This is a genomic window from Neisseria leonii, from assembly GCF_028776105.2.
GTDB lineage: Bacteria > Pseudomonadota > Gammaproteobacteria > Burkholderiales > Neisseriaceae > Neisseria > Neisseria leonii.
On record NZ_CP145606.1, the window covers coordinates 662,159 to 674,769 of the forward strand.

At 55.5% G+C, this 12,611-nt stretch carries 10 protein-coding genes and 4 tRNA genes; 8 read left to right on the top strand and 6 right to left on the bottom strand.

The features are described from left to right. Positions 1 to 79 precede the first annotated feature (79 nt). The 4 genes from ccoP to ccoN are packed head-to-tail and all read right to left on the bottom strand — an operon-like array spanning position 80 to position 3,659. Positions 80 to 1,396: a cytochrome-c oxidase, cbb3-type subunit III gene (gene ccoP / locus ORY85_RS03165; protein WP_274571517.1), complete on the bottom strand. Its 1,317-nt coding sequence runs from the start codon at positions 1,394 to 1,396 to the stop codon at positions 80 to 82. Then, a complete protein-coding gene (locus ORY85_RS03170) occupies positions 1,393 to 1,584 on the bottom strand; it encodes a cbb3-type cytochrome c oxidase subunit 3 (protein ID WP_274571518.1) in 192 nt (63 codons plus the stop codon). Before ORY85_RS03170 ends, ccoP begins: the two co-directional genes overlap by 4 nt. A gap of 4 nt (positions 1,585 to 1,588) precedes the next feature. Further along, positions 1,589 to 2,200 carry a cytochrome-c oxidase, cbb3-type subunit II gene (gene ccoO, locus ORY85_RS03175; protein WP_274571519.1) on the bottom strand — a complete coding sequence of 204 codons (612 nt, stop codon included), beginning with the start codon at positions 2,198 to 2,200 and terminating at the stop codon, positions 1,589 to 1,591. A gap of 25 nt (positions 2,201 to 2,225) precedes the next feature. Continuing rightward, entirely contained in the window at positions 2,226 to 3,659 is a 1,434-nt protein-coding gene (gene ccoN, locus ORY85_RS03180; protein ID WP_274571520.1) for a cytochrome-c oxidase, cbb3-type subunit I, read from the bottom strand. 387 nt (positions 3,660 to 4,046) lie between these two features. On the opposite strand from ccoN, the gene ORY85_RS03185 reads away from it, so the two are divergent. The 8 genes from ORY85_RS03185 to ORY85_RS03220 all read left to right on the top strand — a co-directional run bounded on the left by ORY85_RS03185 (position 4,047) and on the right by ORY85_RS03220 (position 9,630). Continuing rightward, positions 4,047 to 5,843 carry a M61 family metallopeptidase gene (locus ORY85_RS03185; protein WP_274571521.1) on the top strand — a complete coding sequence of 599 codons (1,797 nt, stop codon included), beginning with the start codon at positions 4,047 to 4,049 and terminating at the stop codon, positions 5,841 to 5,843. Positions 5,844 to 6,159: 316 nt separating this feature from the next. Further along, entirely contained in the window at positions 6,160 to 6,594 is a 435-nt protein-coding gene (locus ORY85_RS03190; RefSeq protein ID WP_274571522.1) for a TIGR01244 family sulfur transferase, read from the top strand. Positions 6,595 to 6,834: 240 nt separating this feature from the next. Next, positions 6,835 to 8,328: a ribonuclease G gene (rng, locus tag ORY85_RS03195; RefSeq protein ID WP_274571523.1), complete on the top strand. Its 1,494-nt coding sequence runs from the start codon at positions 6,835 to 6,837 to the stop codon at positions 8,326 to 8,328. 21 nt (positions 8,329 to 8,349) lie between these two features. Next, positions 8,350 to 9,135 (top strand): serine O-acetyltransferase, encoded by a 786-nt coding sequence (gene cysE, locus ORY85_RS03200; RefSeq protein WP_274571524.1) that lies wholly within the window; start codon positions 8,350 to 8,352, stop codon positions 9,133 to 9,135. A gap of 118 nt (positions 9,136 to 9,253) precedes the next feature. Continuing rightward, positions 9,254 to 9,329 (top strand) — tRNA-Val (locus ORY85_RS03205). A 31-nt stretch (positions 9,330 to 9,360) separates the two neighbouring features. Continuing rightward, positions 9,361 to 9,437: transfer RNA gene (locus ORY85_RS03210), tRNA-Asp, on the top strand. A 9-nt stretch (positions 9,438 to 9,446) separates the two neighbouring features. Continuing rightward, positions 9,447 to 9,522 (top strand) — tRNA-Val (locus ORY85_RS03215). Positions 9,523 to 9,553: 31 nt separating this feature from the next. Then, a tRNA-Asp gene (locus tag ORY85_RS03220) sits at positions 9,554 to 9,630 on the top strand. A 244-nt stretch (positions 9,631 to 9,874) separates the two neighbouring features. On the opposite strand, the gene ORY85_RS03225 is transcribed toward ORY85_RS03220, so the two are convergent. Both ORY85_RS03225 and pheT read right to left on the bottom strand, forming a co-directional pair. Beyond that, a complete protein-coding gene (locus tag ORY85_RS03225) occupies positions 9,875 to 10,171 on the bottom strand; it encodes an integration host factor subunit alpha (RefSeq protein ID WP_274571525.1) in 297 nt (98 codons plus the stop codon). A 74-nt stretch (positions 10,172 to 10,245) separates the two neighbouring features. After that, on the bottom strand, positions 10,246 to 12,609 hold the full coding sequence (gene pheT, locus ORY85_RS03230; RefSeq protein WP_274571526.1) for a phenylalanine--tRNA ligase subunit beta: 2,364 nt from the start codon (positions 12,607 to 12,609) through the stop codon (positions 10,246 to 10,248). Between the last annotated feature and the right edge of the window lie 2 nt (positions 12,610 to 12,611).

Below are 12,611 nucleotides of genomic sequence, written 5' to 3' on the forward strand. Positions count from 1 at the left end.
ATAAAAAAACCGCACGCCGAAGTTGGATTTATCTCCCAACTCCGGCATGCGGTTCAATCTGCCGTTTCAGTGTCTGCGATTAAGAACCGATGACCACTTCCACCCGGCGGCCTTCGACATCATTGCCTTTCGCACCGGTCGTATTTTCAGGTTTGCGCAATTCAATATTGGCAGCAGGTACCCCTTGCGCCTCTAAGAATGCCTGCACAGCTTGCGCACGCTCTTTGGACAGCACCTCATTGGCCGCCGCGTCGCCCGTACTGTCGGCAAAACCGCTGACAATCAGCTTCTTGCCGTCCTTACCGGCTGCGACGACATCGGCAGCCACGGTTGCAGCATCGGCAGCAAGCTCATTGGAAGCGGTAGCAAAATAGAATTTGACTACACCGTTTTCCACGCTGACGCGCGCAGTATCCGCTGCAGGTGCGGAAGCCTGTCCCGAGGCGGGTGCTTCCTGCTTCGCGGCAGCCCCACCGTCTCGGTTGGACAAACCCCAGACATAAGCGGTCATCAGGTGCAGCTTGTCCGAATCCAAGAAGCTATTCCACGCGGGCATTTGATTGTGGCGACCGTTGGTAATGGTTTCGATAATGGCTTTCTGCGAACCGCCCCACAGCCAGATGTCGTCGGTCAGATTCGGTCCCAGACCCTGAATACCCTGCCCCTTATCACCGTGGCAGGTGAAGCAGTTGGCCGGTGCACCGTTGAAGACTGCGGCACCGCGTGCGGCACGGTCGGCATCATAGGCTTCTTTGGGTTTGGACAAAGACATCACATAATGCGCTACATCACGCACACGCTCTTCACCCAATACCGGACCCCAGGCAGCCATCACACCCACACGGCCTTTTTCGATGGTTTCACGGATTTTTTCCGGCGAACCGCCCCACAGCCAATCGTTGTCGGTCAGATTCGGAAAGCCGCGGTTACCTTTGCCGTCTGAAGCGTGGCATTGGATACAGTAGGTATCGAACAGGTTTTTACCGATGCGCAATGCCTGCGGATCTCTGGCTACTTCTTCAACGGGCATACCGGCGAATTTGGCATACAGCGGACCGTAAGTATCGTTGGCCTCGGCAACTTCTTTTTCATACTGGTTGGCACTGGTCCAGTTCAGGAAACCTTTATAGTCGCCCAAACCGGGATAGGCAGCCAAGTAGCCGATGGCAAACAGCATGGTCAAAATAAACAGATAAAACCACCACTTAGGCAGCGGATTGTTATATTCCTCAATGCCGTCCCAAGCATGACCCATGGTTTCGACTTCTTCGCCTTTTTTGGGCTGTTTCACTTTGTTTTGGGAAAACAGAAGCCAAAACAGACCGATAAAGCTCAACACCACAATGGCGATAATGTAATAGCTCCAAAAGCTACTGGTAAATTGCGTTGTGTTCATTCTTTTGCTCCGTTATCACGGTTTGGTCGGGCGGCATCCTCATGCAGCGTATCTTCATCGTCTATGATGCTGCGCGATGCTTCTTCGTAATTGGCCTTATTGCGCTTACTGAAAACAATCAGCAGCACCAAGAGAAAGCCGATAAATACCGACACAGTAAACAGGCTGCGCGCCCAATTGACATCCATAACGTTACCTTACGTTTTTCAGTGCCAGACCCAAGCCTTGCAGATAAGCCACAACGGCATCCAGCTCGGATTTGTCTTTCAGCTCTTCGGGGGCTTTGGCGTAGTCTTCTTCGGTGTAAGGCGCACCCAGAGTCTGCAAACCCTTCATGTTACGGATAACGGTATCGGGATTGACTTTATTGCGTGCCAGCCAAGGGAAGGCAGGCATATTGGATTCGGGAACGACATCGCGCGGATTCAGCAGGTGGATACGGTGCCATTCGTCCGAATAGCGGCCGCCGACACGGGCCAGATCCGGGCCGGTCCGTTTGGAACCCCATTGGAACGGACGGTCATAAACCGATTCGCCCGCTACCGAATAATGGCCGTAACGCTCGGTTTCCGCACGGAACGGGCGGATCATCTGAGAGTGGCAGTTGTAGCAGCCTTCGCGGATATAGACATCGCGTCCTGCCACTTGCAGAGCAGAATACGGCTTCACTCCCTCGATCGGTTTGGTTACCGTCGGCGAGAAAAACAGCGGCACAATTTCAATCAGCAGACCCACACTGATGACCAAGAGAGTGGCCACAATCAGGAAGCCGACTTTTTCCTCAGCTAATTTTTGCAATTTCATTTTGGTAGCCTATTCTTTCTTTGTTTTAATGCTGGGTGTGGGCGACAGCCGGAATCTCCGCATCCACAGGCTTACCGCCGATAACGGTACGGTACACATTGTAAGCCATCAGAATCATACCGCTCAGGTACAGCAGGCCGCCTGCAAAACGGATGGCATAGAAAGGCATACTTTGTTTGACAGACTCGACAAAAGAGTAAGTCAGCGTACCGTCTTCATTCAATGCACCCCACATCAAGCCCTGCATCACACCGGAAATCCACATGGAAGCGATATAGAGTACGACACCGATGGTCGCAATCCAGAAATGCGCTTCAATCAGCTTGATGCTGTACATTTCTTTTTTACCGAACAGGCGCGGAATCAGGTAATAGATAGAACCGATAGTGATGAAGCCGACCCAGCCCAATGCGCCGGCATGTACGTGGCCGACTGTCCAATCAGTATAGTGGCTCAGGGCATTGACCGTTTTGATGGACATCATCGGGCCTTCAAACGTGGACATGCCGTAGAACGACAGAGAAACCACCAGGAATTTGAGAATCGGATCGGTACGCAGTTTGTGCCATGCACCGGAAAGCGTCATGATGCCGTTAATCATACCGCCCCAAGACGGTGCAAACAGAATCAGCGACAAGACCATGCCGAGCGACTGCGTCCAGTCGGGCAGAGCGGTGTAATGCAGATGGTGCGGACCCGCCCACATATAGGTGAAAATCAGTGCCCAGAAGTGCACGACGGAAAGACGGTACGAATACACCGGACGACCGGCCTGTTTCGGCACAAAGTAATACATCATACCCAGGAAGGCGGCCGTCAGGAAAAAGCCCACGGCATTATGCCCATACCACCACTGCACCATCGCATCGATGGCACCCGAATAGGCGGAATAAGATTTCATGGCACCGACAGGCAGCGAAATGCTATTGACGATGTGCAGCAGTGCCACCGCCAGAATGAAAGCACCGTAAAACCAGTTGGCCACATAAATATGCTTGATTTTGCGCGTGGCAATCGTGCCGAAGAAGATAATGGCATACACCACCCAAACCACAGCAATCAGAATATCGATCGGCCACTCCAACTCGGCGTATTCTTTACCCTGAGTGTAACCCAGCGGCAGTGTGATGGCAGCCAGCACAATAACCAGCTGCCAACCCCAGAAGGTAATGGCCGGCAGGATATTGCCGCCGAACAGGCGCACGTTACAGGTACGCTGGACGACATAATAGGAAGTGGCGAACAGACCGCAGCCGCCGAATGCGAAAATCACCGCATTGGTATGCAGCGGACGCAGACGGCCGAAGTGGAACCACGGGCCGATTTCCGACAGGTTGAGTGCGGGCAAAAAGAGCTGGGCGGCAACAATCACGCCGACCAGCATACCCACAATCCCCCAAACTACGGTCATGATGGCGAACTGGCGCACCACTTTGTAGTTATAAGTTTGCGTTTCCATGAAAGTCTCCATAAACATGGCAATAAACATCGGCATTTACCGGCAGGCCGTCTGAAAACGCCCAAACGGCGGCATTCAGCTTTTCTTTCGGGTATTTACCGTTTTTCTTAATAACTTAACAGCGCCTACCGTGCAGCAACCAAAGTAAGCGGAATTTAACTTTGGCATTTTAAATCAAATCCGGCATCAAACCAAGCCAAAACCGCCAATACGGCCGGAAGGTGTTGTATTGCCCGACAGAACCGCCGGCCGAAATGCGCCGCCGGGAAAAAGCGCGCGGGAAGACGCCTGTCTGTTTTGTTTGTAAGCGTATCGGCTTTACCTGTATGATGACTTGATTAAAATCAACATACGGCAAATCCGTAAGCAATTCTTAACACTATATCGATGATGCATTACATTCTGACTCCCCACCCTCACAGCCACACTTGGCATATCCGCCTGACCCTGAACCAAACCGAAAACGTGCCGCTGAAACTCTCGCTGGCCAACTGGGTACCCGGCAGCTATATGATCCGCGATTTTTCCCGCCACATTATCCGCATCGGCGCACAGTGTAACGGCCGTCCCGCCGAACTGCTTCAAACCGCCAAAAACCGCTGGCAGAGCGAGGCAGCAGCGGGCGAATGGCAGATTGACTACACCGTCTACGCCCACGATTTGTCCGTCCGGGCCTCGTTTCTCAACCAAGAACGCGGCTTTTTCGACGGTGCCTGCCTGCTGCTGAGTGCCGAAGGCCGGGAACACGGGCCGCACCGGCTGGAATTCTCCGGTCTGCCCGACCATTGGCAGATTGCCACCACCCTGCCCGCGCCGGCGGAAAACGGCGGCAATGTTCCGTCATTCGGCACGGAACAACCCCTCCGAACCGTTTTTCAGGCGGCCTCTTATGCCGAAATCATCGACCACCCCGTAGAAATGGGCCATATCGAATATTTGGATTTCACCGCCTGCGGCATTCCCCACCGCATCGCCCTGAGCGGCGACTATCCCGATTTCGACCGCGAACGCCTGCGCTTCGACGTGCAGAAAATCTGCGAAGCCGAGCTGAAAATGTTCGACTCGCCCGCACCGTTCAAACATTATCTGTTCCTGCTCTATCTGGGCGACCATATTTACGGCGGCCTGGAACACCTCGACAGTACCGCCCTGCACGCCGACCGCCTCAGTCTGCCCCGTATCGGCCTGAACGCGCCCGATGATGCCTATATCCAACTGCTCGGCCTGATTGCTCACGAGTATTTCCACGCATGGAATGTCAAATCCATCAAACCGGCCGCATTCATGCCCTACCGGCTCGATGAAGAAAGCCATACCGAACAATTGTGGGCATTTGAAGGCATCACATCTTATTACGACGACCTGATGCTGGTGCGCAGCGGCGTCATCAGCCAAACCGATTATCTCAACCTGTTGGCCAAAAATCTGACCCGTGTGCAGCAGGGCGGAGGGCGTTTGCAGCAAACCTTGGCCGAATCCAGCTTTGCCGCCTGGCACAAATACTACAAACAGGACGAAAACAGCCCCAATGCGATTGTCAGCTACTACCAGAAAGGCGCGCTGGCGGCCTTGTGCCTCGACCTGTTCATCCGCGAACGCAGCGGCGGCCGTCAAAGTCTCGACGACGTGATGCGCACGCTCTACCGCGACTACCTGGCCGACGGTAAAGGCATTGAAGAACGGGCGTGGCAACGCCGCTGTCAGGAAATCACCGGTTTGGATTTAACCGCCTTTTTTCAGACGGCCTTATATTCCACCGACGACCTGCCGCTGGAAAACTGCCTGTCCGCTGCCGGTATCGCTCTGCAATGGCACGCCCTGCCGCGCAGCCACGGCGGCGGCTTGTGCAGCCAATGGCCCGAGCCGCAGCCCGCAACCGATTTCGGCGCGCGCTACACACAAACCGGCAACGGCATCACGCTCAGCCACATTGCCAACGGCAGCAGCGCGGAAACGGCCGGTTTGAGTCCGGGCGATACCGTTATCGCCGCCGACGGCTACGCCTGTACCGACTTTGCCGCCATCTGGCAGAACGTCCGCCCAGGCCACCGCCTGACGCTGCACTATTTCCGCCAAGGCGTATTGAAACAGACCGTCCTCACCGCCCTGCCCGCTGCCGCCGACACCGCGCTTTTGCGCATCGAAAACGAAAGCAAACTGCACGCATGGCTGCACACCGTCTAAACTGCCTGCCAAACGCATTATTCTCATATTCAGACGGCCTTCACCCGCCCCAAGCCGTCTGAATATCGGATTGCGGGCAGATTTTCATAACGCGGCCACGCCACCCGAAAACCGGCAGCACGCCAAACCTTTCGAGCCGGTGTCCAAGCGGTAACCGTTTCACGGTTTACAAAACCGCGACCGATACCGTTCCGTTTCCGCACCTGCCGTGGTTGGTGTCCGGCAGAAAAATCCGTATGTCGGACAGATGGTTGCCGACGTGCAAACGCCGTTTTTACTGTTTTCCTGTTTGAATAAACACCCGAAAGGACAGACCATGCCTGTTTACCGTTTAAGCGACGCCCTCTATACCGCACCCCAATTAGATGCCGAAACCGTCCGCACCGCGGCAGATTTGGGTATCCGCAGCGTTGTCTGCCACCGCCCCGACGGCGAAGAACCCGACCAGCCCTCTTTTGCCGACATACAGCGGCTGCTCGCCGCACACGGCATTATCCACAGCCGCCACCAGCCCACCGCCGCTCCGCACATCAGCGCAGCCGATGCCGCCGCGTTCCAAGCCCTGCTTGACGAACTGCCCGCCCCGACGCTGGCCTACTGCCGCACCGGCACCCGCTCTTCTTTACTGTGGGCGATGACCGAAGCGGCCAAAGGCCGCCCTGCCGAAGCACTGACAGCACATATTGCCGCGCAGAGCGGCTTGAACTTGCAGCCGTTCGCCGACCGCATAACCGCCGTACAGAAAGGGTAAAAAAAACCGAAAACCGCCTGCCCGTTTTTTCAGCAGGCCGTTTTTCAGACGGCCTTTCAGCCGCTTAACCGCTTTATCCACAAACTGCCCACATCTTTGCCCCGCCGCCGTGCGGATAATCCGGCTGCCGCCATCTGGCAGCCCTGAATGCTTTCGCGTATTATCGCGGCAGGTTTCTTTTGCCGTACCGCTTGATCTCAGGCCGTACCGCAAAATATCCCGCTTTTTTGAAAGACAACCATGCTGCCCAGCATTCCCTTACCCAAAGACATCGTCCGCCCTCCCGAAACCGTTCTGGTCAATATCACGCCTCAGGAAACCCGCGTTGCCGTTTTAGAAGCCAATAAAATCTGCGAACTGCACATCGAGCGCAACAGCGGGCAGGGATTGGTCGGCAATATTTATCTGGGCGTGGTCCGGCGCGTGCTGCCCGGAATGCAGAGTGCGTTTATCGACATCGGCTTGGAACGCGCCGCTTTCCTGCACATTGTCGATGTGCTGGAACAGCGGCAAAACCCCGATGCCGCCCAACGCATCGAACATATGCTGTTTGAAGGGCAGACGGTTTTGGTGCAAGTCATCAAGGATCCCATCAACTCCAAAGGCGCGCGCCTTTCCACCCAGATTTCACTGGCCGGCCGCTTCCTGGTCCACCTGCCGCAAGACCGGCACATCGGTGTTTCCCAGCGCATCGAAGACGAAGAAGAGCGCAACAGCCTGCGCGAACGCCTGAACAACCTGCTGCCGCCCGAAGCCGGACGCGGCTATATTATCCGTACCAGCGCAGAAACCGCTACCGATGCCGAGCTGCAAGCCGACATCGACTATCTCACCAAAGTCTGGGCCGACATCCAACATCAGGCCAAAACCCGCCCGCCCGAAACCCTGCTCTACCAAGACCTGCCGCTGGCTTTGCGCGTCCTGCGCGATATGTTCAGTGGAAACACGCGCGAAATTCTGGTCGATTCCACCGAAAACTTCCATAAAATGCAGGCCTTCGCCACACAATATGTCCAAGGTGCCGTCAACCGGCTGAGCCTGTTCCAAGGCGAACGCCCGCTGTTTGAAACCCACAACGTCGAAGCCGAAATCAACCGCGCCCTCCAACCGCGCGTCAATCTCAACTTCGGCAGCTACCTGATTATCGAAGCCACCGAAGCCATGACCACCATCGATGTCAATACCGGCGGCTTCGTCGGCGCGCGCAACTTCGACGAAACCGTCTTCAAAACCAATCTGGAAGCCTGCCACGCCATTGCCCGCGAACTGCGCCTGCGCAATCTGGGCGGCATCATCATCATCGACTTTATCGACATGGCTTCCGATGCCCACCGCGAAACCGTTTTACAGGAACTGGCCAAAGCCTTGGGATTCGACCGCACCCGCGTTACGCTCAACGGTTTTACCAGTCTCGGACTGGTCGAACTGACCCGCAAGCGCACCCGGGAAAACCTCAGCCATGCCCTGTGCGAAGCCTGTCCGACCTGTCAGGGCAGAGGCCGTCTGAAAACCCCGCAGACCGTCTGCTATGAAATCCAGCGCGAAATCGTACGCGAAAGCCGCCGTTTCGATGTCAAACAATTCCGCATCCTGGCCTCGCCCGAAGTCATCGACCTGTTTCTCGACGAAGAATCACAATCACTGGCCATGCTGATCGACTTTATCGGCAAACCGATTTCCCTGGCCGTCGAAAACAGCTACACGCAGGAACAATACGACGTTGTATTACTGTAACCACGCCCCGAAGGAACCATCATGAATCACGGCAACGAAACCGTTTGGCAGACCATCCGCAATGAAACCCAACAGGCCGCCGCCGAAGAGCCTGCACTGGCCAGCTTCCTGCACATGACCGTATTGCGCCACAACGCACTGCTGCGCGTACTGGCCTTCCACCTGTCCAGTAAATTGGCCAACCCCACTATGGACGCGCGCACCCTCTACGAACTCTTTCTCGGCGCGCTGCAAAACCACCCCGAAATCGAAAATGCCGTTGTCGCCGACATCCGCGCCTGCTACGAGCGCGACCCCGCCTGCGACCAATACAGCCTGCCCCTGCTCTATTTCAAAGGCTTCCATGCCATTCAGGCACACCGCATCAACCACTGCCTGTGGCAGCAGGGGCGGAAAACTTTGGCCTATTTTCTGCAAAACCGCGCATCCGAAGTGTTCGGCGTCGATATCCACCCCGCCGCCCGCTTCGGCAGCGGCATCATGTTCGACCACGGCACCGGCATCGTCATCGGCGAAACCGCCGTATTGGGCAACGATATTTCCATTCTGCACGGCGTTACCCTCGGCGGTTCGGGCAAAGAGTCTGGTGACCGCCACCCCAAAATCGGCGACGGCGTGATGATTGGTGCCAATGCCTCCGTGTTGGGCAATATCCGCGTCGGCAGCTGCGCCAAAATCGGCGCGGGCAGCGTCGTTGTTGCCGATGTCCCGGCCAATACCACCGTCGTCGGCGTACCCGCCCGCGCCGTAGGCAACAAACGCCTTACCCGACCTGCCGAAGAAATGGATCAAAACTTCTACATCTGAGTTGTTTTAAATTATCTTTTAAAACCGAAATTTAAATTAAAACCACACAAAACGGCCCGCAAAACACTTGCCGCCCGATATTTTTTTTGATTTAATCGCGTCTTCGCTTCAAGCAAACGGGTGATTAGCTCAGTTGGTAGAGCGTCTGCCTTACAAGCAGAATGTCGGCGGTTCGACTCCGTCATCACCCACCAAGTTTCCTTTGCCGCATTGAAACGGCAATGCGCGGCGGTAGCTCAGTTGGTTAGAGTATCGGCCTGTCACGCCGAGGGTCGCGGGTTCGAGCCCCGTCCGCCGCGCCACCATATTCAGGGTGATTAGCTCAGTTGGTAGAGCGTCTGCCTTACAAGCAGAATGTCGGCGGTTCGACTCCGTCATCACCCACCAAGTTTCCTTTGCCGCCTCAAAACGGCAATGCGCGGCGGTAGCTCAGTTGGTTAGAGTATCGGCCTGTCACGCCGAGGGTCGCGGGTTCGAGCCCCGTCCGCCGCGCCACATCATGCACCGTTCGGGTGCTTTTTTTCTGCCCCACGAAAACACCCAAACCGTACCTGACAAAAATACAGCAGATGCCAAACAGAATGCCCGTCTCTTTCAGACGGCCTTCTATATCGCATATCGCACCAAATCATTCGATATTCTGTTGTTCCCCATCCCGTACGGCATTTTGACTGACTCAATTCAACCACTCGGATACAAAAAAAGCAGATTCCCGGGAATCTGCTTATCCGATGTAGCTTTACTTGCTGCAATAATGCTCTACCATACCTTTCAGCTTCTGGCTGGCATGAAACGTTACCACGCGGCGGGCAGTAATCGGCACTTCTTCGCCGGTTTTCGGATTGCGGCCGGGCCGCTGCGGTTTGTCGCGCAATTGGAAGTTGCCGAAACCGGAAATTTTGATTTCTTCGCCGCGCTCCAAGGTCGCACGGATTTCTTCAAAAAAAAGCTCAACGATTTCTTTGGCATCGTTTTTGGTTACATTGCTGACTTTTTCCACCAAAATATCGGCCAATTCTGCTTTTGTTAAGGTCATTTTTTGTCCTTCTATTTTATTAAGGGCGGGATTCTACCCGTTTTTACATAAAATTCAAGAAAATATCGAAAATTTTATCCGCGCAGGCGTGCACCGGCCGCCTCCGCCGCCGCAATCATTTGCGCCATCAGCGGTTCGACTGTTTCGTCAGTCAGCGTGGCTTCGCCATCTTGAAGCAGAATTTTCACCGCCATGCTCTTCATACCTTCCGGCAGCCCCGTGCCGCGATAAACATCGAAAACGGCAATATCCTGCACCAACTTGTTGTCTACGCGTTTGAGCGCGGCCAATAAATCGTCATGGCTGACCGCTTCCGCCATCACAAACGCCAAGTCGCGGCGTACGGGTTGAAATTTGGATACGGGGCGGTATGCCGTTTTTTGCGTGGCCAATACCGCAGTCATATCGATTTCGAATACCAAAGGTGCTTGCGGCAAACCGTATTTTTGCAACCATTGCGGATGCAGTTCGCCGATAAAGCCGATGACCCGGCCGTCTGAAACTATTTCCGCCGTACGCCCCGGATGCAGCGCGGGGTGTTCTGCCTTCACAAATGATACTGCCCGGTTGCCGAGCAAATCTTCGGCATCGCCTTTGACATCGTAGAAATCGGCCGCGCGGTCGGCCGCGTCCCACTGTTCGGGATAAGCCGCACCGTAAACCAAACCGCCCAAACGCTCGTTCTGCACAAAACGGCCGTCTGAATCTTTGCCGAACACGCGGGCAATTTCAAAGACCCGCACCCGGTTTTGTTTGCGGTTGAGATTATTTTGCAGAATTTCCACCAAACCGCCGATCAGGGTCGAACGCATCACGCTGTATTGCGCCGCCAGCGGGTTTTGCAGGCGGATAGGGTTTTCGTTGGCGGCAAAATCGCGCTCCCATGCTTCGTCTACAAAAGCGTAACTGACCACTTCCTGATAGCCGCGCGCGGCCATCTGGCGGTAAACGGCAAAACGGCTGCGGCGGGTTTCCGGCAGCACCGGCATTTTCAGACGGCCCGAAGTCGCATCGTCGGGAATGTTTTCATAGCCGTAAACTCGGGCGATTTCTTCGATTAAGTCGGCTTCGATTTCAATATCGTAACGGAAGCTCGGCGATATGGCTTGCAGGCCGTCTGAAATTTTTTCCGGCTGCAAACCGAGCGCGGCCAAAATGGTTTCCATCCGCGCTCCATCAATCGCCACGCCCAGCATTCTTTCCACCCGTGCGGTACGTACGGCCACGGTTTTGCGTTCAGGCAGACTGCCCACTGCTTCGACTATTTCGCCTGCCGCGCCGCCGCAAATCTGCAACACCAGCTCCGTTGCCCGCTCGACGGCATCGCGTTGCAGTTCAAAATCCACGCCGCGCTCGAAACGGAACGACGAATCCGAACCGAAACCGTATTGGCGGGATTTGCCGGCGATGGTTTCGGGCGTGAACCATGCTGCTTCCAGCACGATATTTTGAGTGCCGTCTGAAACCGCGCTCGCTTCACCGCCCATCAGACCGGCCATACTCAATGCGCCCCGCTCATCGGCCACCACCAGCGTATTTTCCGCCAGGGTAACCGTTTTTTCGTTCAGACAGGCCAGCGTTTCGCCTGCCTGTGCACGGCGCACCACCAGACTGCCCGTCAATTTGTCGGCATCGAAAACGTGCATCGGCTGGCCGAGTTCCAACATCACATAATTACCGATGTCCACCAGCGCACAAATGCTGCGGATACCGCTGCGCGCCAAACGCTGTTTCATCCATTCCGGCGTCGGCGCGGCCGCATCGACATTTTCCACCACACGGCTCAAAAAACGGCCGCAGTCTTCCGGCGCATCAATGCGCACCGCCTGCGTTTTCGCACTCTGCACGGAAGCCGTCTGAATTTCAGGCGGCGTAAAAGGACAGCCCGTCAGCGCGGCCACTTCGCGCGCCAAGCCTTTGATGCTCAAACAGTCTGCGCGGTTGGGCGTGATTTTCAGCGTCAAAACCGTGTCGTCCAAATCCAAATATTCGCGGATATTGAGGCCGACGGGCGCATCGGCAGGCAGAATATGCAGGCCGTCCACACCGTCATCAGGCAAACCCAATTCATCGGTGGAACACAGCATACCGTTGGAAACCTGCCCGCGCATCTTGGTGGGCTTAATTTTGAAATTGCCCGGCAAAACCGCGCCCGGCAAGGCACACGGTACTTTAACGCCCGCTTTCACATTCGGCGCGCCGCACACGATTTGAATCAGCTCACCCGTCCCCGCATCGACTCGGGTAATATTCAGGCGGTCGGCATCAGGGTGTTTTTCCACCGATTTCACTTCGGCCACAACCACGCCGTGAAACGCCGGCGCAGCCGATTCGGTTTCCTCCACTTCCAAACCGGCCATCGTCAAAAGATGCGCCAGCTTATCGGCAGAAAGATGGGTATGGGCTTGGGTTTTGAGCCACGAGTAGGAAAATTGCATGG

What these genes read in the sequence shown, in the direction of transcription:
- ORY85_RS03190 (WP_274571522.1), top strand. Translation starts at nt 6,160, where the DNA reads ATGCCTGTTTACCGTTTAAGCGACGCCCTCTATACCGCACCCCAATTA.
- ORY85_RS03185 (WP_274571521.1), top strand. Translation starts at nt 4,047, where the DNA reads ATGATGCATTACATTCTGACTCCCCACCCTCACAGCCACACTTGGCAT.
- pheT (WP_274571526.1), bottom strand. Translation starts at nt 12,609, where the DNA reads ATGCAATTTTCCTACTCGTGGCTCAAAACCCAAGCCCATACCCATCTT.
- ORY85_RS03170 (WP_274571518.1), bottom strand. Translation starts at nt 1,584, where the DNA reads ATGGATGTCAATTGGGCGCGCAGCCTGTTTACTGTGTCGGTATTTATC.
- rng (WP_274571523.1), top strand. Translation starts at nt 6,835, where the DNA reads ATGCTGCCCAGCATTCCCTTACCCAAAGACATCGTCCGCCCTCCCGAA.
- ccoP (WP_274571517.1), bottom strand. Translation starts at nt 1,396, where the DNA reads ATGAACACAACGCAATTTACCAGTAGCTTTTGGAGCTATTACATTATC.
- cysE (WP_274571524.1), top strand. Translation starts at nt 8,350, where the DNA reads ATGAATCACGGCAACGAAACCGTTTGGCAGACCATCCGCAATGAAACC.
- ccoN (WP_274571520.1), bottom strand. Translation starts at nt 3,659, where the DNA reads ATGGAAACGCAAACTTATAACTACAAAGTGGTGCGCCAGTTCGCCATC.
- ORY85_RS03225 (WP_274571525.1), bottom strand. Translation starts at nt 10,171, where the DNA reads ATGACCTTAACAAAAGCAGAATTGGCCGATATTTTGGTGGAAAAAGTC.
- ccoO (WP_274571519.1), bottom strand. Translation starts at nt 2,200, where the DNA reads ATGAAATTGCAAAAATTAGCTGAGGAAAAAGTCGGCTTCCTGATTGTG.